Here is an 18,933-nt window from a genome sequence, read left to right as displayed (position 1 = left end):
GCCGTTGCACAAGGGCATTGAGAGTCTCTGCACCACAACCCAAACCGGTATCGGCATGCCACGCCGTCACCACCTCGAGGTCACCGCGCGTAGCGCGGTGCAAGACCGCGATCTCGGCGAGCCTGCGCCGCCCGGCGTTGTCCCGTCCGACGTGCAGCAGGACCTGCGCTGGTTATCAGTAGTTAACTACACAATGTGGGCGCACAATGCGTGTTGAACTGCGTATTTATCGTCGGGTACATGTACTCTAAGAGTGTGCGTAGCAATATCAACCCTCTCGCCACGCCGATGCGGCGTGTTGCTTGCGCTCTCTGTTTTTGTGTGCGAAATTCGCCGTGTGAACCTACAAGAGCGGTTGCGCAAGGCGGTGTCGGATCATGGGCCGTCGTTGGCGACTCTGCGTTACGACTTGGAGGTGGTGATCCCCAAGGTTGGCCAGATGTGGCAGCCGTTGTTCGAGGATCCGTTGGATATTCATGGTCAGGCGTTTTGTACGTGTGTGCGCCAGATGGTGTTGAGGATGCGCGAGCTTCGCAAGCCGATCCCTGGGGACACGTTGTTGACTTCTCGTGGCAGTGGGTTGTCGGTGCAGATCGCCGATTCGCGGGGGATGGATTTTCGTGCGCGACGGTGGCCGTCGAAGGTGTTGCACGGGGAGCGAGTTCGGGTGGTGACGCATCCGACGGGCGGCGATCTTCGGGTGCTGCGGCCGCCGAAGGCTCAGGTCGACGAGCAGATGTTGTTGGACGAGGACGAGCCGGCGCAGTTGTTTCCGTCGCCGATTGTGACTCCGGCCGGTACACCGGATATCTTCGCCCTGTGGTGGCCGACCGACGATGGGTGGGGATTGTCGGAGGCGGTGTTGGCGTTCGTGGTGGATGTGGACAATGCGTCGCGGGTGCAGATTTTGGCAACCGAGCCGCTGCCTCCAGTCACCGACTCTCCGCTGGTGACTCCGTCGGCGCAGGGTCAGGGGCCCAGGGACGACTTCGGCGAGTACGAGCCGCCGGCGCTGGGGACGGGCGAGGATCCCGAGGAGCCGGCTTAAGGGGTCGTGGTGTCGGGGGTCGATGCGAATGTCGGCGGGTGGCTGTTGAATCGAGGTCGCAATGACGACGACCGTGGACGTGTATGGGTTGCGGGTCAACCAGGCCCGGGTCATGCGCGCGATGACTGCCACTGCGGTGATGGAAGCGTTGGGCTGGAAGCATTCTCGGCTGAACCGGTTGGAGAAGTCGACCACGACGGCGTTGCCGATCAAGGATTTCGACCGGCTGGTGGCGGTGTTGCGGTTCCCGGCGAAATTTTTCACCACCGCTCCGACGTCGCGGGTGCACCAGTCGGATCTGTTGTTCCGTGCGCCGCGGTCGATCACGGCGACCGAGCGGGAGTATTTGGCGCAGTTCGCGGCATTGGCTGGGGAGTTTCTCGACGAGCTCAATGGCCGCACTCAGTTACCTGCGGTGAAGTTGCCGATACTTCCGATCGACACCGCAGTGACCCAGGCCGCTGCGGCGGTGCGTGCCAGTTGGGGGTTGGAGCACGATCAGCCGATCGAGTACCTGACGCATGAGATCGAGCGCAGCGGTGTGGTGGTCGTGGTGCGCCGCTTGCTGACCTCCTCGTCACGGCGGATCCTGGGTGACGGGGATTCCACCGGCAAGATCGACAAGCATTTGGGTTATTCGGTGCGTGTCGGGGAGTTCAATACCCGGCCGTTGATCGTTGTGCGGCAATCGAATTCGTGGGAACGGACCCGCTGGACGCTGGCTCATGAGGTGGGTCATCTGGTGTTGCATGCCTCGGGCAGCGTCACCGAGGCCTGCGAGGAGCAGGCGTCGCAGTTCGCCTCGGAGTTGTTGGCGCCGGCGGCGGTGCTGGCCAAGGACGTGTCGCGGGCTCCGTCGCTGGCGGAGTTGTTGCCGGTGAAAGCAAAGTGGGGTGTGTCGCTGGGGGCGTTGATCAAGCATCTGCATACCTCGCAGTTGTTGACTGGGGCGCGGTTTGAGGCGTTGCGCCGCCAGCTCTACACCCGGGTCAATCCGGATACCGATACGACGTGGGGTCGGGTGGAGCCGGGCTGGAATGACCGTGAGGTGGAGCGGCCACGATTGATCAGCAAGTGGCTGGAGATGGCGTTTTCGGCGCGTTCGGCGGCGATGCTGGCCCCCTATGACTTGGTGTGGCCGCAGGATCTGCTGGAGGACTTCATGGCCGGGCAGCGGGCCGCCCCGGGCGCGGCGGCGGTGCGGGTGGCCGCCGGCAGCGGCAGAGCGACGGTCGGACCCGGGTCATCGGCGCCCAGTACGGGCAGCAATGTGATTCCGTTGCGGCAGCGAAGCCGGCGCGGCTAGAACACAAGGGGGGCCGGTGGCGCGAGTGCAGCGGGTGATCTTTGCCGACCAGCCTGTCACCTACACGGTCGTTGGCGCCGATCATCTGCCGGTGGCCCCGGCTGCGGAGTATCTGAGGTTTCTGCGTGAGGGGGGCGCGTCCCCGCACACGGTGCGTGGCTACGCCGCGGGGTTGGCGCGGTGGTTCACGATGCTCGAGCACACCGGCCATCGCTGGGATGACTTCCCCACCACCCTGTTCGGGCAGTACTTGCAGTATCTGCGGACTGGGGATCTGCCCGGGACACCGCGCCTGGGTGCCCCCGAGACCAAGATGGTGACCAGTTCTTTGCAGCCGCGGGCGGCTGCGGTGTTGTCGATGTATCGCTATCACGCTGATGCCGGCACCACCGAGGTGCCTTATCGGCGTTTGGTCACTCAGCGGGGCAGCTGGCGGCGCCACAACCGCTACGTCGGGTTCCTCGACGGCGTCGGGCCCCACCGCGACGGCGAGCACCCGATCTACCCGGTGCGCACCCCGCGGCGATCGGCTACCCCTGTCTTGTCGCCTGCCCAGGTGGCCACGATCCTCGATGGCTGCTCGGTGCAGCGCGACGGGGACTGGACCGGCGGGGCCGCCGCGGTGCGCAACCGATTGTTTTTCGCAGTACTGGCCGAAACGGGAATGCGTCTGGGCGAGGCCTTATCACTGCGGCACAACGATTTTCATATCGGCGCCGGTGCGACCCCGTGGATCGACATTGTGGAGCGCCAAGATCATCCCCATGGTGCTCGGGTCAAGACCGGGCCGCGGCGGATCTATGTCGGTGATGACCTGGAGGCACTGTATTCAGAGTATGTGTGGCAGTTGGTCGCGATGAACGCCGACCAGGTGGTCGATGATCTGTCGAATCATTTCGTGTTCGTCAATCTGCAACGGGGACCGCGTTTTTCGCCGATGCGCCAGGAGAACATCTACGAGAAGGTGCGCGGGCTGCGCACAGCGCATCGGAGTCTGCCGCCGGATTGGTCACCGCACTGGCTGCGCCACACTCACGCCACCGCGTTGCTGCTGGCGGGGGTGCCTGAGCATGTGGTGATGCGGCGTCTGGGCCACGCCGATGTGCAGACCACTCTGTCCACCTACGGCTGGGTCACCCAGGACGCGGCGATGCGTTCACTGGCCGAGTGGAAAAACTATGTCGCCGGATGGAAAGGACTTCACGATGGCCAGCAATGAGGGCCGCCTGACCACACCGGTAGGCGACCTCGGTGCGGTGGCGTGGCAGGCGCAGTGGGCCCAGGTACCCGCCGAATGGCGCCGCCCGGCCTATCAGGTGCATCTGCCCCCGGCAGATCGGGTGTTCCTGTCCCGCAAGAACGATCTGCCGCCCGCTGCGACCGCTGGGGTGTACGACTTCACCCCGCAGGCCACACCGGCGCGGTTCGCCGACGAGATCGCCTGGTGGGTGTGGGTGTGCTACCACGAGGGGCTGCGCAAGATCGAGCATTCCCTGCTGCGCTGGGCCACCCAGGCCATCAGCGCCGCCGCGGCCGAGTACCGCAGTGCGCACGGCCGCCACCCGGTGAGCATCACCGACCTGGCGGTCAACGACATGGTGCGCCACGCGGTCGTGGTGTTCGAGCGGCGCAATGCGCGGCTGCCCGCCGGCGGCACACGCCGCAATATTGTGGGCCTGATCGAGCATCTGCACCTGTTTGTGTCGGTGCGGGCCAGCGCCATCGACTGGTGGGCCTATGACACCTGGGATCTGCGGGCCGATCCACGGATCCCGCAACGCGAACACGAACCGTGCCACGAGAAGACGGTGCGCATCGGCGCGATCGAACCAGCGTGGCTGCGCGAAGGGGTGCGGTTTTGGCTGCGCACCTGCCTGGATGCGGAGTTGCTGCGCTGGTCATCGGCAGTCGATCGTGCCCGCGAGATGGCGCGCCATTTCGGTGAATTCGTGATCGCGCGTGGCTACACCGATCCCGTCTTATCCGATGACCCGGCGCAGCTACGCCTGATTTTCACTACCTACAACGAATACCTGCGCTCCCCAGCCGCGGCTGCCCGACCTGACAAGCCGTTGTCTGCCACGGCGATCGGCGACAGCCAATCTCAGATCCAGAGCTTCTACACGTTCATGCTCGACCATGCACCCGAGGCCGCGGCAGCCACCGGCGATGCGCGTTGGGAGAACCTGTCCGCGGCGCACACCCGGTTGTGGGGGCCGGCGTTTCGCACCCGCCGCGCCCACCGCACCCGGGAATTGACCTGGTACTCCACTGGAGAACTGCAGCAGATGCTGGCCTACCTCGACGTGCTCGCCGCCCAACGGGGCGCCCTGGTGTCGGTGACCCATCCCGATGGCACCGTGTCGCTGATCAAAGGCCTCGGCGACCCCCAGGCCGCCCGGATCTGGCTGCTGCAAGCACTGACTGGGCGGCGGGCCTCAGAAATTCTCATGCTCGATCACCACCCGCTCGAAGCGATCCCCGGCGCGGCGCGGCCCACCGCCACCGATGACCCCGATGTGTTCGTGGCCAAACTGCGCTACCAACAGACCAAAGTCGACGGGGTCATCCCCACCATCCTGGTCGAGCAGGCCGTGGTCAACGTCATCGCCGAGCAACAGCGCTGGCTCGCCGACACCCACCCCAGCCTCACCCCGAAATACCTGTTCATCGCGGTCAAACAAAACCTGGCCGGGCGCCGGCCCCGCCCGTATGCAACGTATCGGGCCTCCCTGGACAAGCTCGATGCCATCCATGGTCTCAGCGATGCTGCGGGAAACCCGTTGCGGTTCACCCAAACGCATCGGCTGCGCCACACCCGGGCCACCGAACTGCTCAACGACGGCGTGCCGATCCACGTCGTCCAGCGCTACCTGGGCCACAAGAGCCCCGAGATGACCATGCGTTATGCCGCGACACTGGCCGCGACCGCCGAAGCGGAGTTCCTCAAACACAAGAAGATCGGCGCTCACGGCACCGACATCGGAATCAGCCCGTCTGACATGTTGGACATGACCCAGCTCTCAGTGCGCACCGACCGGGTCTTGCCCAACGGGGTGTGCCTGCTGCCGCCACTGAAAACCTGCGACAAGGGCAACGCCTGTCTGTCGTGCGGGCATTTCGCCACCGACGCCACCCACCTCGACGAACTCAAAGATCAGCACGCCAAGACCACGGCGCTGGTCGAGATCAGACGTCAGCAGTACCGCCAGCGCACCGGCCGCGAACTCACCGATGACAACGTATGGGTCGCCCAACGCCTGCGCGAATTGCATTCCCTGCAAGCCATCCTGGACCGCCTGACCGCAGATCAACGCACCCATCAGGAGGCGATCGCCGGGGCCGGGACGGCCAACCGCATCCCGCTGCAACCTGTGGCCACCCGCGGTGCGCACGATTCAGCACTGCGCAAAGCCGATCCTCACACACCCGCATGACCGTCACCCCCGCCTCCCTCACCGCCCTTGAGGCCAGCGCCCGCAAACGCAGCGCCGACGTCGAGGCCCGTATCGATCGGGCCCTGAAGAAGATGCGCAAGCAGGGCCTCGACATCAACGTCAGCAGCCTGGCCCGCCACGCCGGAGTGTCACGCAGCGTCATCCACCGCCGCCCCCAACTGCGAGAACAGATCCGCACCACCCAGCCGCTGGCCGCCGCCCCCGATCCACCGCCACCACCGGCTACCGACACCGAGAGCAGCATCATCACCGCGCTACGGACCCGCCTGAAGGCACGAGACGCCCAGATCGCCGACCTGAAAGCCCAACTGCGCGAACGCGACCACATCATCGCGACCCTGCACGGGCAACTGGCCGGCAAACCCCACCCGGACACCAACTCCTAGCTGGCTGGTTGTGCGGGTCGCTGCGTGGTTTGCGCGGTGATGAAGTCGTCGACGATGCGGGTGCAGTCGTGGTGGCCGATGGCGCGTAGGCCGGTCATTCTGGCGAAGACCAGGGGGCCGACCAGTTGGCACAGTGCCAGTTCGATGTCGAGTTCGCCGAGTTGGTCGAAGGTTTCGGGGCTGTGCAGGATTTCGTCGAAAGGCCGCCGGTACTGCTCGATCACCCGGGTGCGCAGCATGCTGGCGGTGGCGTGTTGGCCGGTATCGCTGTCGCTGTCGTGCGTTTCGGTGGGGCCCAACGCGGCCCAGGCCAAGGTGGTGACGTGCAGCGGCGCTTCGGCGAACAGGTCGGCTTGGCGCGAGAGCAGTTCGATGAGCCGCTCACGCAGGGTGCCGCTGGTCGGGGCGGGCGGGATGACTTGGGGCAGAAGGCGTTCGAAGGTGGCCGCGAGCAGTTGTGAGGAACTGTTGAAGTGGCGGTAGAGGGTGGTGCGGGCGACCTTGGAGGCTTTAGTGACCGCGTCGATGGTGACGGCTTCGATCCCACCGGTTTTGAGCAGGTTGGCCGCGGCGTCGAGCAGTCGGGTGCGCGATCGGGTGCGGCGCGGGTCGACGTCGTCCTCGTCGTCGGGTGCCGCCGCGGGTTCTGTCCCCACCTGACCTCCTGGTGTTCCGATCGCCGGTGCGTTGCCCCCGCTCTCCCGGTTATGGTACCGATAGTAGCGCAGCGAAACTGCTAGTACCGGCGGTCCCGGGTCGGGACGCGGTGGCGGGGCTGCCCGGGTGTGAGGAGGCCGTGATGGGTGCTGATCAGCCGCAGCGGTTGCCGTCACACACGCCGACCTGCATGGGCTGCGGGCCGGACAATCCGCACGGTTTGCAGCTGGAGGTGTTTCGGTGCGGCGATGAGGTGTTCGCTGATCTGGTGTTCGATGAGCGTCATATCGGTGCGCCGGGGCTCGCACACGGTGGCGCGATCGCCGCGGCCTGTGATGACGTGCTGGGGTTTTCGTTGTGGATCGCGGCCACCCCGGCGGTGACGCGCCGTTTGACGGTGGACTATCTGCAGCCGGTGCCGTTGGGATGTACGCATCGGCTGACCGCGCGGATCGCCACCCGCGAGGGCCGGGCGTTGCATGTGGACGGGGTGGGGGTCGGCGTGGACGGTGTCACCCGGTTCACCGCCTCGGCGGTGTTCATCACGGTGGATGCGGCCCATTTCGCCGCCCACGGTGACATCAGCGGTTTCGGGGAGTTGTTCGCCGAGCTGGCCCGCTACGGTGGCGCCGGCCCCGACGCGGGGTCGCGGTGCCCCGGGACCGGGTGCGGCGCCCGCGCCGGCCGGCGGCCTCGGTGTGGGCGCGTCGCGAGGCGATCCTGGATGCCGCGTGGACGGTGGCCTCAGCACACGGTTTTGACGGTGTGCAGATGCGTGCGGTGGCCGCGCAGGCCGGCATTGCCGCCAGCTCGCTGTATCGGCATTTCCGATCCAAAAGCCATCTGCTGGTGACGGTGCTGGCCCGCGAATTCGAACGTCTCGACACCGAATTCGTCTGGAGTACCGGTGAACTGGCGCCGCAGGCCCGGCTGGGGCGGTTGACCACCCACCTGCACACAGCCTGGCAGGCCAACCCGCACCTGACCGAGGCGATGGTGCGTGCGTTCGTCGTGGCCGACACCGAGGCCACCAGCGCGATCGAGCACGCTGTCGCGGTGATCGAGGACATGCTGGCCCGCGCCCTGGGCGGGCCCACACCCAGCGCACATGACCGGGACGTGGCCAGCCTGATCGCCGACGTGTGGCTGGCCAACCTGATCGCCGTCATCGGCGGCCGGATCGATGCGGACCTGGCCCGCGAACGCATCGACCGCACAACCCGACAGCTGGTGCACGGCACCCACACCACCACTTAGCGATACTAGTAGTATCGCTGCGCTACTCCCAGTACCATAAAGCGACACAACGACGTGTCGAAGGGAGCCGGGCATGCATACCCCCTGGATCGAGCGGTGCACCGTTCAGCGTGTCTCGTTGCGCGACGGATTGGTGCTCGACCTCGACGATTACAACGAATTGGTGATCGCCACCCCGATCCGGCTGACCCTGCCGCCGATCGGATCGTCTTATCCCGAAGAGCAGGTCCTCATCGACCCGGGCAACGTCTCGGTCCAGCAGCGTCCGTTGCTGGACCTGGCCGGCGCGGTGTGCACGGGGGCGTGGTGCGACGAGGGCGGCGGGTTGCACCTGGGTTTTTCCCGCGGGCATCGCATCGATGTCGCCCCCCAGGAGGCCGCGACCTCCTGGGAGCTCTACGGCAAACGCCACGGCTACATGGCATGCCTGCCCCGCGGGCGGGTGCGGGTGGTGCGCCACGACCTGCCCGACGACGAATCTGAGGACACCGCAAGTTAATTCACCCCCCACCGCGCCCAGCCGCAACCATGGCCCGAAAGGTCGGCGCGGCCCTTCCGATCCTCGTGTGGGACTATTAGTATCGTAGCGATACCGATAGTTTCGTTTCTTGGGAGGCGTGGGGATGGGCGATCGAACCGGAGATGCTGGGCCTTCCCGTGGCCGGCGCGGCGTCGATCTGTCCGGATCTTCGGAATACAGCGCCCGGTTGGGTCGGCTCGCGGCGTTCACGGTGGGCCACAAGGCATTGGTGATCGGTGGATGGATCGCGGCCGCGGTGGTGCTGGCGCTGCTGTTCCCGCAGCTGGAGACGGTGGTGCGCCAACAGTCGGTCGATCTGATCCCGCGTGATGTGCCCTCGTTTCAGACCGTGGACCGCATGAGTGAGGCGTTCGGTGAGCAGGGCTCCAAGACGATGCTGTTCGTCGCGATGCAAGACCCGGCCGGTCTGACCCCCGATAATCAGCTGCGCTATCAGGATCTGGTGGGGCGGTTGCGCGCCGATCACGACCATGTCCTGCTGGTCCAGGATCTGCTGGCCGACCCGGTCACCAGAACCCAGGCGGTCAGCGGTGACGGCAAGGCCTGGTATCTGCCGGTCGGGGTGGCCGGCACGCTCGGTGATCCCACCGCGGCCGAATCCGTGCAAGCCGTGCGCGATCTCACCGACACGGCATTCGCCAACACGTCCACCACGGCCTATGTGACAGGGCCACCGGCCACGTTCGCCGATCAGATCGCCTCAGCCGAGCACGACCTGGTGTTCATTTCGATCGCCACCGCCGGGCTGATCGCGCTGATCCTGCTGATCGTGTACCGGTCGGTGTTCACCGCGCTGCTGCCGCTGCTGGTGATCGGGATCAGCCTGGCCGTCGGGCGTGGGGTGCTCTCTGCCCTGGGGGAAATCGGCATGCCGGTCTCGCAGTTCACCGTGGCGTTCATGACCGCGATCCTGCTCGGCGCCGGCACCGACTACACCGTGTTTCTGATCAGCCGCTACCACGAACAACGCCGCGCCCAGGTGCCCGCCGAGCAGGCGGTCATCGCGGCCACCGCCAGCATCGGCCGAGTCATCCTGGCCTCGGCGGGCACCGTGGCCCTGGCCTTTCTGGCCATGGTGTTCGCCACCTTGAGTGTGTTCGCCGGCCTCGGTCCGGCCTGCGCGGTCGCCGTGGCAGTCGGATTCGCCGCCACCGTGACCCTGCTGCCGCCGGTGCTGGCGCTGGCGGCCACCCGCGGCATCGGCGAACCCAAACCCGACCGCACCCGCCGCTACTGGAACAGCGTGGCCGTGGCCGTGGTGCGTCGCCCGGTGCCGCTGCTGGTCATCAGCCTGACCATCCTGGTGGCACTGTCAGCGGCCGCGGCGACCATGACCATCAGCTACGACGACCGCCAAGGACAACCCCCCACCACCGCCAGCAACCAGGGCTATCAGCTGCTGGACCGCCATTTCCCCAAAGACGTCGTCATCACCGAATTCCTCGTCGTGGAAAACCCGACCGACATGCGCACCGGCAAAGGCCTGGCCGACCTCGACGAGATGGCCTCACGCATCGCCCAAATCCCGGCCGTGACACGTGTTTCCGGGATCACCCGACCGGCCGGGCAACGCCTCGACCAAGCCCAACTGTCCTGGCAGAACGGACAAATCGGCGACAAGATGGCCGACTCGGTCGCCCAGGGCAACGACCGGCGCACCGACCTGGACAAGCTCACCCACGGCGCCGACCAACTCGCCGACGGCCTGGCCCAACTCGACACCACCGTGCGCACCGCGCTCACCCCCCTGGGCGGTGTACTCACCCAAGCCGGCGCCGCCGGTGAGAACATGCAGCGCTTCGGCCCGCTGCTGCAACAACTCTCAGCCACCGCACCCGAGGTCGACACCGCCATCCAAGCCGGCCCCGGCATCCGACCCCTGGCCGAACGCGCCCAGACCGCCATCGCCGCCCTCGACCCGCTCGTCACCGCACTCAACACCTCACCGTGGTGTATCACCACCCCGCAATGCACCCAGATCCGCGACCAGGTCAGTATCCTGACCACCCTGCGCGACAACGGATTCTTCACCCAACTCGCCACCCTGGGCGACCAGTACAACCCGGCCACCAACGCCACCGTCACCGGCACCCTCACCGAAGTGCAACACACCGTGGCCACCATGAACAACGCCTTCAAAACCCTCGGCAACCCCGAAAACCTGACCGCCAACATCGGCCGACTCCAACACGGCATCAGCCAACTGGCCTCCGGCGCACGCGCCCTGGCCACCGGCGTGCACACCCTGGCCGACAGCAACATCCAAATGCTGTCCGGGATGAGTCAAATCGCGGCCCAACTGCAAAACTCCGCCCGCGCCACCGCCGGATCCGATGCCGCCACCGGCTTCTACCTGCCCCCCGAAGCCTTCGACAACCGCCAATTCGCCGACGTCGCCAAACACTTCCTCTCACCCGACGGCAAAACCGCCCGCTTCGCCATCGACACCAACACCGACCCCTACAGCGGCGAGGCGATGAACCTGGCCCGCCAGATCACCGACGTCGCCAACACCGCACGCCCCAACACCTCCCTGGACCACGCCACCGTCTCGGTCGCCGGATTCCCCGCCGTCAACTCCGACATCCAACGCCTGCTCTCATCCGACTTCACCCAACTGGCCATCGCCACCCTGGTCATTGTCGGACTCATCCTCATCGCCCTGCTACGCGCCCTGATCGCCCCGCTATATCTGCTGGGCACCGTCGTGCTGAACTACCTGGCCTCACTCGGTATCGGAGTCATCGTCTTCCAATGGATCCTCGGCCACCAAATCGCTTGGCCCGTACCACTACTAGCGTTCATCATCCTCGTCGCCGTCGGCGCCGACTACAACATGCTGCTCGTATCCCGACTCCGCGAAGAATCCACCCACAACATCCGCGTCGGCGTGCTGCGCACCGTAGCCACCACCGGCTCAGTCATCACCTCCGCCGGCCTCATCTTCGCAGCCAGCATGTTCGGCCTGATGATCGGATCGGTAGCCATCATGATCCAAACCGGACTCATCATCGGCTGCGGACTACTGCTGGACACCTTCCTCGTACGCACCCTCACCGTCCCAGCCATCGCCACCCTGCTCCGCCAAGCCAGCTGGTGGCCACAACGCCCCACCACACCCACAACACACCCCACACCAACACCACAACCAGCCACCGCCACAACCTGACAGCGCTAAGAAATTTCAACCACAGTCACACGCGGCATTCCCGATTCACACCGATCCGCCAAAACCCGCCCCGCAGAGCGCAGATCATCGAGTACAGCACTACAGATAAGCATGTCGCCCACGGTCGCAAACACCATCCCGATCACCGTCAGCGACAGTCGAGGACACCCGCAACCGACCTACAGATAACACGGCCGCCGCCAGCTGACTGATCAATGCGGCGCGGTCCAAACCGCCCAGCGCGCCGAGCGCCTCCAACCGGGCCGGCACCTCCGCCGGGCTGTTGGCGTGCACGGTGCCCGCACCGCCGTCATGACCGGTGTTGAGCGCGGCCAGCAGGTCGACCACCTCGGCCCCGCGAACCTCGCCGACGACGATGCGGTCGGGCCGCATGCGCAGCGCCTGCCGGACCAGGTCGCGCACGGTGACCTCACCGACACCTTCGACGTTGGCACCCCGGGCCACCAGCTTGACCAGATGTGGGTGCGGCGGGGCCAGTTCGGCGGCGTCCTCGACACACACGATGCGTTCGTGTGCGTCGACTGCCCCGAGCGCCGCAGCCAGCAGAGTGGTCTTGCCGCACCCGGTGCCGCCCGAGATCAGGAAGGCCAGCCTGGCCCGGATGACCGCGCGCACCAGGTCCGCGGCCTGCGGCGGGATCGTGCCGGACCGGATGAGGGCGTCGAGATCATGGCCGGCCGGACGCAACACCCGCAGCGACAGGCAGGTGCCCGCGGCCGCGACCGGAGGCAGTACCGCGTGCAGACGCACCGTGAACGGACCGATACCGGTGAGCTGGCCGTCCACCCAGGGCTGAGCCTCGTCGAGCCGGCGCCCCGCCAGCAACCCGCCACGCTCCAGGACCTCGGCGAGGCCGGAGTGTGGTCGCATCGCGGCAAGCAGCGGAAGGTCCACGATGCGGGCCACCTCGGCTGCCCGCAGCCCACCGGGCGATGGACCACGCACCACCACGCCGGTGTTCGGATTACAGGCCAGCACCCACGGCCGCGCAGCTGCCGCCGCGGTGCATGACCGCACGTCGGCAGGCGTCACCAGGACCACCAGATCGGCTGCGTCCAAAGCGGTTTCGGCGGCTGCAGTGGCGCGCCGGGGCACGTCGCACACGACGGTGACGCCGCCACGGCACCCCGCGTCGATCACCGCGCCCAGCGGCCCCGCCTCGATGTCGGCACCGGACCGTCCGCTGGACAGCACGCTGACCCCGTCGCGCCGGGGCAGCGCGTCGCGCAACGCCGGGTAACCCACCCGGCCGCCCTGCAGCGCCAGATCCGGCCAGCGCAGGCCGGCCACATCCTCACTGCCCACCACCAGGTCGATCCCGCCGCTCCACGGATCGGCCTCGACGAGCAGCGCATCCGGGGCCGACTGCGCCAGTGCCACCGCGAACACCGTGGCCCCAGCACCTCCCCTGGCTCCGATTACCGCCACCGCCGGCCCCCTGCCCGCATCGTCGTGGCAGGCGGCTTCCGACAGCGCCGCCACGAGGTCGGCATCCTGCGCGGGTAGCGTCACCACCTGCTGCGCGCCGACGCAGATCGCGGCCTGCCAGTCGGCCGAGCACGGATCGTCATGCCCGATCAGGATCACCCGGGCGCGCCGGGGCAGCGCCCGGCCGGCGCATTGCTGCGCGGCCGGGGCATCGAGCAGCACCGCGGCCGCCGCCATCCAGGCCTTGCGCCCCGAAGGTTCGTCGACCAGGACGAGACCGACGCCGGCGGCAGCGGCCACCCGGGATACGTCCTCGCGCAGCAGTGGGTCGCCGATAAGGGCCAGCACGGTGCCGGTCGGGGTGCGCGCGCTGCGCGAGATGGCCATATGCCCACCCTGCGGGCAACCCCGGGGCGGGCACCATCACCAATTCGCGGATTGTGGATGAAGTCGGGCCTGTGGATCAATTCCGGGCCGAGAACACACCCGGCGACGCACTGAAAATACGGTTCCGCAACGTACGGGGCCGAACGGCCGGGGATTTTTACCCCAGAAAAGGGACGACCCCCGCCAGGGGGGGAGGAGGCGGAGGTCGTCGTGTATCAGCCCCGGGGGGTCGGGCTGATACACCCTCGGCATAAGCCGAGTAATGCTCACTATACACACGGAACTGCCAAAACATGCAAGAGACGCCGCTACGGGCTACCGAGCGGGATTCCCCGGTCGCGTTCGAAAGAATGTGTCGTGAACTGCCATTTTGCACTGGCAGTCGGATAGGAGGGTGCGCCTGCCTCTATGCTGGCGCCTGTGACCGCTTCCGATCGTGCTGCCGGGGAGTCGATCGCACAGCAATCCGGGCCGCACGACGGTCAGCCGGTGCGCACGGCAGCGTTCTTTGACCTCGACAAAACCGTCATCGCCAAGTCCAGCACGCTTGCTTTCAGCAAACCTTTCTTCAATCAGGGTCTGCTGAACCGGCGCACCGTCCTCAAGTCCACGTATGCCCAGTTTCTGTTCCTGATGTCGGGCGCCGACCACGACCAGATGGACCGGATGCGCAGCTACATCACCAACATGTGCACCGGCTGGGATGTCGAACAGGTCAAGTCGATCGTCGGCGAGACGTTGCACGACATCGTCGACCCGCTCGTGTTCGCCGAGGCGGCCGAGTTGATCGCCGACCACAAGCTGTGCGGCCGCGACGTGGTGGTGGTGTCGGCCTCGGGCGAGGAGATCGTCGCGCCGATCGCCAGGGCGCTCGGCGCCACCCACGCGATGGCCACCCGCATGGTGGTCGAAGACGGCCGCTACACCGGAGAGATCGCGTTCTACTGCTTCGGCGAGGGCAAGGTCGAGGCGATCCGCGCCCTGGCCGCCCGCGAGGGCTACGCGCTGGACCACTGCTACGCCTACTCCGATTCGATCACCGACATTCCGATGCTCGAATCCGTGGGCCATCCGACCGCGGTCAACCCGGACCGGGGACTGCGCAAGGAGGCTGCCTCCCGCGGCTGGCCGGTGCTGACGTTCACCAGGCCGGTGTCGTTGCGTGACCGGATTCCGGCCCCGTCGGGGGCCGCGGTGGCGACCACGGCCGCCGTCGGCATCAGCGCTCTGGCAGCCGGCGCGTTGACGTATTCCCTGTTGCGCCGCTTCACTTCCTGACCTACCGGATGTAGTAGCTGACACCCTGTCGTAACGATCAGAAGTCGGGTGCATTTCACCCTTGCTGTGACCGTGGTCACGTAGTACAAAGGAACCACGGAAGCTTGGATGAGGCCAAGAGCTAGCCGGAAGAGAAGGCTAGATCTCCCGAACCAGGCTCCCCAGCACGGGTCCCGGTACCCACGCGGAGCACATGCCGCGGAATAGGCAAAAGTGTTGCGGGCCTGCGTGATTGCAAAGAGCGGACGGCTACGACGGCCCTTTGGGTAGGGTTGCAGCCGAAGCGCATTGCAAGGACGCCGAGGCCACCCACGCAACCCACGTTGGCACGCTTGGTAACCGGTATCCGTGCTAGCGGGCGGCGAGCCGAACTCAGTTCGGACCGTCGCCCGCTTTCGTTTGCTGAAAGCCCCGCGTCGGGGACCTCAGCCGGCCGCCGCCTGCGCGATCTGCAGAGCTTCCCGCGCGCCGCCCTTCAGGGCTTCACTGCTCAGCAGCAGCCATGCAGTCAGCCCCTCGGCCGTACCCGAGGCGAATCCCCGTGCGGCACCCCGGTACTCCCCCGACTTCCGCATCCAGTGCACTTCGGGAACTCCGAGACCGTGCGGGTCCAGCCCGGTGGCGATCGTCACGAGGCGTGACACCGCGCGGGCCACCACTCCGTCGGCGGTGCCGAACGGAGCCAGGCTGAGTAGTTCGCCGTGGGCGACGGCAGCCAGCACGGGAGCGGGAACCTTTGACCCGCCGGCCAGGATCTCGGTGAGCAGCTCGAGGCGGCGGCCGACGTCGGGATCGTCGGTGCGCGGCCGGCCCAGGTGCTCATCGTCGGTGAGGTCCGCGGCGGCCAACGCGTGCAGCCGGGCCAGCGCCTGCATCGGGGCCCGCTGCCACACCCCTACCAGTGCAGTGGCTCCCCCTTCGAGCGCTTCGGCGACGCGGATGGCGCCCGCGGTCACCGGATCGGGTTCACCGTCGGCCGACAACTGGAGTGCCCCGCCGTCGAGAACAGCCGAGGCCCGGGCCGCACGCAGAGCGGCCTCGGCCGCGGTCTGTGGCCAGCCGCGCAGATTGAACTTGTGTCGATGCGCCCGGCCCAGGGCCTCACGCGCCTCGTCGCTGGCCGCAGAAACACCGGGCAGGTCGACCAGCGGTGCGAGTGGATCGGTCATACGAGAAACGCTAGCCGACCGCTGAACGCCGTCTCGCCGACCGTTGGGCGCAGAACGACAGCCGCCCGGCAGCCCGCCTTGTGAGGTCCCAACGCCGCTGCAACCTTTGGTGACTAGGCTCACACCCATGTCAAACGCGCCAACGACGTCTACCGAAGTTCCGTCAGCCTATCCGCCGCCTGCCGATTTCGCGGCCAACGCCAACGCGACGGGCGAGTTGTACGCCGAGGCCGAGAAGGACCGGCTGGCGTTCTGGGCCGCCCAAGCCAACCGGCTGAGCTGGCAGACCCCGTTCAGCGAGGTTCTCGACTGGTCGGAGGCACCGTTCGCCAAGTGGTTCGTCGGCGGCAAGCTCAACGTCGCCTACAACTGCGTGGACCGCCACGTCGAGGCGGGCAACGGCGACCGCGTCGCCATCCATTGGGAGGGCGAGCCCGTCGGAGACGCCCGTGACATCACCTACGCCCAGCTCAAGGACGAGGTCTCCCAAGCCGCCAATGCGCTGGCCGCCCTCGGTCTGACTGCCGGCGACCGCGTCGCCATCTACATGCCGATGGTGCCCGAGGCGATCGTGGCGATGCTGGCCTGCGCCCGGCTGGGCGCCATGCACTCGGTCGTCTTCGCCGGTTTCTCCGCGTCGGCGCTGCGGGCGCGCGTCGAGGATGCGGCGGCCAAGCTCGTCATCACCACCGACGGCCAGTACCGGCGCGGCAAGGCAGCCTCGCTCAAAGATGCGGTCGACGAAGCCGTCTCCGACCAGCCGTCCGTCGAGCACGTGCTGGTGGTGCGCCGCACCGGCATCGACGTGAACTGGACCGACGGCCGCGACCTGTGGTGGCACGAGACCGTAGAAACCCAGTCGGTGCAGCATGATCCGGAAGCCTTCGACTCCGAGCAGCCGCTGTTCCTGCTCTACACCTCGGGAACCACCGGCAAGCCCAAGGGCATCGTGCACACCTCCGGTGGCTACCTCACCCAGGCGGCCTACACCCACTACAACGTCTTCGACCTCAAACCCGAGACCGACGTGTACTGGTGCACCGCCGACATCGGCTGGGTCACCGGGCACACCTACATCACCTACGGCCCACTGGCCAACGGCGCCACGCAGGTGGTCTACGAGGGCACCCCCACCTCCCCGACCGAGCACCGCCACTTCGAGATCATCGAAAAGTACGGCGTCACAATCTATTACACCGCGCCCACGCTGATCCGTACCTTCATGAAGCTGGGCCGCCAGATCCCGGCCGCGCACAACCTGTCCAGCCTGCGGCTGCTGGGTTCGGTGGGCGAACCGATCAACCCCGAGGCCTGGCGCTGGTACCGGGAAGCCATCGGCGCCAACAAGACTCCGATCGTGGACACCTGGTGGCAGACCGAGACCGGGGCGATCATGATCTCGCCGCTGCCCGGCGTCACCGCGGCCAAGCCCGGCTCGGCGATGACTCCGCTGCCCGGCATCTCGGCCAAGATCGTCGACGACGAAGGCAACGAGCTGGTTCCAGGCGCCGACGAAGCCGAGCACGTCACCGGTTACCTGGTGCTGGACCAGCCGTGGCCGTCAATGCTGCGCGGCATCTGGGGCGATCCGGAGCGGTTCAAGGAGACCTACTGGTCGCGGTTCGCCGAGCAGGGCTGGTACTTCGCCGGTGACGGCGCCCGCTATGACTCGGACGGCAACATCTGGGTGCTGGGCCGCATCGACGACGTCATGAACATCTCCGGGCACCGCATCTCGACCGCCGAGGTGGAGTCGGCCCTGGTCGGCCACTCCGGCGTGGCCGAGGCTGCCGTGGTCGGCGCCAGCGACGACACCACCGGCCAGGCCATCTGCGCGTTCGTCATCCTCAAGGCCTCCGCGCACGGCGGTGCCGAGAACATGATCGACGAGCTGCGTGCCCAGGTGGCCACCGAGATCTCCCCGATCGCCAAGCCGCGCGAGATCCACGTGGTGCCCGAGCTGCCCAAGACCCGCAGCGGCAAGATCATGCGCCGGCTGCTGCGTGACGTCGCCGAGGGCCGCGAGCTCGGCGACACCTCGACCCTGGTCGACCCGAGCGTGTTCGAGGCGATCCGCGCCAGTAAGTAGGAGAGCGCCTAGCCGACCGGGACGAATCCCGTTCCCGGTCGGTTCTTGGCGGTGATGTCGGCCAGCTGAGTGTTGAACGACATCGTCACCGCCGGCGTGTGCAGCGGCACGAACTTCACCACACAGGTCGGCAGTTCCTCGGTGTAGGCGCCGTGGATCATGCCGACCAGCCGGTTGTTGACGGTGACCGGCGCACCCGAGTCCCCCGGCTGCCCGCACACCTGATTGACGATGGTGCCGGGGTCTTGGCCCGGGCCCCAGGTGACGCCGCACGAATAGCCGGTGGTGCGGCCCAGCTTGCAGGCCACGTCGCCGAACACCGGATCGGGTCCGAGCCCGTCGATCTGGAAACCGTTGACGTTGTTGGTCGGGGTGACCTTCGCGGGATCGAATTCGATCACCGCGTAATCGAGCAACTCGTTGCCGGCCACCATCTTGCCGAGCACCCCGGCGCCGTTGGCGCCTTCGGCCGACACCACGGCACCCGGCCCTCCGCAGTGCGCCGAGGTGAAGCCGATGAGCCGGCCGGCGTTGTCGTGCCCGATCGCGGTGAGTGTGCAGAACGACTCGCCGTTGACCACGATGCCCGAGCCGCCGCCGAGCACCACCGGCGGTTCGGCATGGGCAAGGGCCGGAGTGAGCATCGCAACGAGGGCGATCATCGGTGCACCGATGAGTGACTGCCAGCGGTGTCTGCTCGTCAAGTGTCCTCCGATCGACGCGCCCGACCCGCGCAACT

Annotated in this window: 14 protein-coding genes and 1 pseudogene; 11 read left to right on the top strand and 4 right to left on the bottom strand. The window is 67.0% G+C overall.

Annotation, left to right across the window (positions count from 1 at the left end):
* Positions 1-337 precede the first annotated feature (337 nt).
* The 5 genes from BN2156_RS23505 (at position 338) to BN2156_RS23485 (ending at position 6,198) form a co-directional block, all read left to right on the top strand.
* A complete protein-coding gene (locus BN2156_RS23505) occupies positions 338-1,048 on the top strand; it encodes a hypothetical protein (protein WP_003882610.1) in 711 nt (236 codons plus the stop codon).
* A 61-nt stretch (positions 1,049-1,109) separates the two neighbouring features.
* A complete protein-coding gene (locus BN2156_RS23500) occupies positions 1,110-2,354 on the top strand; it encodes an ImmA/IrrE family metallo-endopeptidase (protein WP_003882611.1) in 1,245 nt (414 codons plus the stop codon).
* 16 nt (positions 2,355-2,370) lie between these two features.
* Complete coding sequence (locus tag BN2156_RS23495; protein WP_021269098.1) at positions 2,371-3,573, top strand: tyrosine-type recombinase/integrase; 1,203 nt, start codon at positions 2,371-2,373, stop codon at positions 3,571-3,573.
* On the top strand, positions 3,560-5,791 hold the full coding sequence (locus BN2156_RS23490; protein ID WP_003882613.1) for a site-specific integrase: 2,232 nt from the start codon (positions 3,560-3,562) through the stop codon (positions 5,789-5,791). Before BN2156_RS23495 ends, BN2156_RS23490 begins: the two co-directional genes overlap by 14 nt.
* Positions 5,788-6,198, top strand: a complete 411-nt coding sequence (locus BN2156_RS23485) for a DUF6262 family protein (RefSeq protein WP_003882614.1) — start codon at positions 5,788-5,790, stop codon at positions 6,196-6,198. The genes BN2156_RS23490 and BN2156_RS23485 overlap by 4 nt, the downstream gene beginning before the upstream one ends.
* Here BN2156_RS23485 and BN2156_RS23480 read toward each other — a convergent pair.
* On the bottom strand, positions 6,195-6,854 hold the full coding sequence (locus BN2156_RS23480; protein WP_003882615.1) for a TetR/AcrR family transcriptional regulator: 660 nt from the start codon (positions 6,852-6,854) through the stop codon (positions 6,195-6,197). The genes BN2156_RS23485 and BN2156_RS23480 overlap by 4 nt on opposite strands.
* A gap of 143 nt (positions 6,855-6,997) precedes the next feature.
* On the opposite strand from BN2156_RS23480, the pseudogene BN2156_RS23475 reads away from it, so the two are divergent.
* The 4 genes and pseudogenes from BN2156_RS23475 to BN2156_RS23460 form a co-directional block, all read left to right on the top strand.
* A pseudogene (locus BN2156_RS23475) lies at positions 6,998-7,507 on the top strand (PaaI family thioesterase); the annotation flags it as partial.
* 197 nt (positions 7,508-7,704) lie between these two features.
* Entirely contained in the window at positions 7,705-8,112 is a 408-nt protein-coding gene (locus tag BN2156_RS23470; RefSeq protein WP_235625487.1) for a TetR/AcrR family transcriptional regulator, read from the top strand.
* Between the two features lie 73 nt (positions 8,113-8,185).
* A complete protein-coding gene (locus tag BN2156_RS23465; RefSeq protein WP_003882618.1) occupies positions 8,186-8,611 on the top strand; it encodes a DUF6188 family protein in 426 nt (141 codons plus the stop codon).
* 124 nt (positions 8,612-8,735) lie between these two features.
* Entirely contained in the window at positions 8,736-11,822 is a 3,087-nt protein-coding gene (locus tag BN2156_RS23460) for an MMPL/RND family transporter (RefSeq protein ID WP_003882619.1), read from the top strand.
* A 99-nt stretch (positions 11,823-11,921) separates the two neighbouring features.
* Here the strand turns inward: BN2156_RS23460 and ssd are convergent, their stop codons facing one another.
* Positions 11,922-13,658, bottom strand: coding sequence for a septum site-determining protein Ssd (ssd, locus tag BN2156_RS31400; RefSeq protein WP_090517244.1), 1,737 nt, complete (start codon positions 13,656-13,658; stop codon positions 11,922-11,924).
* Between the two features lie 408 nt (positions 13,659-14,066).
* Here ssd and BN2156_RS23445 point away from each other — a divergent pair, with 408 nt between their 5' ends.
* On the top strand, positions 14,067-14,936 hold the full coding sequence (locus tag BN2156_RS23445) for an HAD-IB family hydrolase (protein ID WP_090517242.1): 870 nt from the start codon (positions 14,067-14,069) through the stop codon (positions 14,934-14,936).
* Between the two features lie 425 nt (positions 14,937-15,361).
* Here the strand turns inward: BN2156_RS23445 and BN2156_RS23435 are convergent, their stop codons facing one another.
* A complete protein-coding gene (locus BN2156_RS23435; protein WP_090517241.1) occupies positions 15,362-16,105 on the bottom strand; it encodes a Fic family protein in 744 nt (247 codons plus the stop codon).
* A 127-nt stretch (positions 16,106-16,232) separates the two neighbouring features.
* Between BN2156_RS23435 and acs the strand changes: the two genes are divergently transcribed.
* A complete protein-coding gene (acs, locus tag BN2156_RS23430; protein WP_090517240.1) occupies positions 16,233-18,194 on the top strand; it encodes an acetate--CoA ligase in 1,962 nt (653 codons plus the stop codon).
* Positions 18,195-18,202: 8 nt separating this feature from the next.
* On the opposite strand, the gene BN2156_RS23425 is transcribed toward acs, so the two are convergent.
* On the bottom strand, positions 18,203-18,856 hold the full coding sequence (locus tag BN2156_RS23425; RefSeq protein ID WP_090517239.1) for a S1 family peptidase: 654 nt from the start codon (positions 18,854-18,856) through the stop codon (positions 18,203-18,205).
* Positions 18,857-18,933 lie beyond the last annotated feature (77 nt).

It is taken from the genome of Mycolicibacterium neworleansense (genome assembly GCF_001245615.1).
In the GTDB taxonomy this organism is placed as follows: domain Bacteria; phylum Actinomycetota; class Actinomycetes; order Mycobacteriales; family Mycobacteriaceae; genus Mycobacterium; species Mycobacterium neworleansense.
Note: the sequence above shows the minus strand (reverse complement) of the source record. Positions and strands in the feature narration are given on the sequence as shown.

Bases quoted from the DNA above. Each gene is read 5' to 3' on its own strand.
- BN2156_RS23500 (WP_003882611.1), top strand. From the start codon at position 1,110: ATGACGACGACCGTGGACGTGTATGGGTTGCGGGTCAACCAGGCCCGG.
- BN2156_RS23435 (WP_090517241.1), bottom strand. From the start codon at position 16,105: ATGACCGATCCACTCGCACCGCTGGTCGACCTGCCCGGTGTTTCTGCG.
- BN2156_RS23465 (WP_003882618.1), top strand. From the start codon at position 8,186: ATGCATACCCCCTGGATCGAGCGGTGCACCGTTCAGCGTGTCTCGTTG.
- acs (WP_090517240.1), top strand. From the start codon at position 16,233: ATGTCAAACGCGCCAACGACGTCTACCGAAGTTCCGTCAGCCTATCCG.
- BN2156_RS23485 (WP_003882614.1), top strand. From the start codon at position 5,788: ATGACCGTCACCCCCGCCTCCCTCACCGCCCTTGAGGCCAGCGCCCGC.
- BN2156_RS23425 (WP_090517239.1), bottom strand. From the start codon at position 18,856: ATGATCGCCCTCGTTGCGATGCTCACTCCGGCCCTTGCCCATGCCGAA.
- BN2156_RS23445 (WP_090517242.1), top strand. From the start codon at position 14,067: ATGCTGGCGCCTGTGACCGCTTCCGATCGTGCTGCCGGGGAGTCGATC.
- BN2156_RS23490 (WP_003882613.1), top strand. From the start codon at position 3,560: ATGGCCAGCAATGAGGGCCGCCTGACCACACCGGTAGGCGACCTCGGT.
- ssd (WP_090517244.1), bottom strand. From the start codon at position 13,658: ATGGCCATCTCGCGCAGCGCGCGCACCCCGACCGGCACCGTGCTGGCC.
- BN2156_RS23460 (WP_003882619.1), top strand. From the start codon at position 8,736: ATGGGCGATCGAACCGGAGATGCTGGGCCTTCCCGTGGCCGGCGCGGC.